The sequence below is a fragment of the Streptomyces cinereospinus genome, assembly GCF_042430725.1.
Lineage (GTDB): Bacteria > Actinomycetota > Actinomycetes > Streptomycetales > Streptomycetaceae > Streptomyces > Streptomyces cinereospinus.
Window position 1 is genome coordinate 1 of sequence record NZ_JBHMCY010000209.1, and the last position, 773, is coordinate 773.

The 773-nt window shown below is 71.0% G+C and carries 1 protein-coding gene; it reads left to right on the forward strand.

Annotated elements, in window-relative coordinates:
- A partial coding sequence (locus tag ACFF45_RS35535) for an acyltransferase domain-containing protein (RefSeq protein ID WP_381351178.1) occupies positions 1-773 on the forward strand: 773 nt, incomplete at both ends.

Genomic DNA, 773 nt, shown 5'->3' on the forward strand with positions numbered 1-773 from the left:
GGGCGTTTTCCCGTCTTCGCGGCGGCGTTCGATGAGGTGACGGCAGCGCTGGACGTTCATCTGGAGCGGCCGTTGCGGGAGGTGCTGTGGGGCGGGGATCCGGCTGTGGTGGAGGGGACGGGGTGGGCGCAGCCCGGGCTGTTCGCTTTCGAGGTGGCGTTGTTCCGGTTGTTGGAGTCGGTGGGTCTGAGGCCTGATGTGGTGGCCGGTCATTCGGTCGGTGAGCTGGCTGCCGCGCATGTGAGTGGTGTGCTGACGCTGGCGGATGCTGCCCGGCTGGTGGCCGCGCGGGGCCGGTTGATGCAGGGTCTGCCCGCGGGTGGGGCGATGGCGTCGGTGCGGGCCGGTGAGGAGGAGGTCCGGGCGGTGCTGGCCGGGGGCGTGTCGATCGCCGCCGTGAACGGCCCGCGCTCGGTGGTGATCTCGGGTGGCGAGGACGCGGTGGCGGAGACGATGAGCCGCCTCCAGGACTTCAAGGTCACCCGTCTTCGTGTCAGCCATGCCTTCCACTCGGCGTTGATGGAGCCGATGCTGGCCGGCTTCGCCGAAGTAGCCGCTCAGCTGGACTACGGCATCCCCCGCATCCCGGTGGTCTCGACGCTGACCGGCCGGCCCGTCACCGAGGAACTGCAAGACCCCCGGTACTGGGTGCGTCAGGTCCGCGAGCCGGTCCGTTTCGCCGACGCGGTGACCGCCCTGGCCGAGCAGGGCGTGGGCAGGTTCCTGGAGGTCGGCCCGGACACCGTCCTGGCCGCGATGGCCGAGGACGTCGC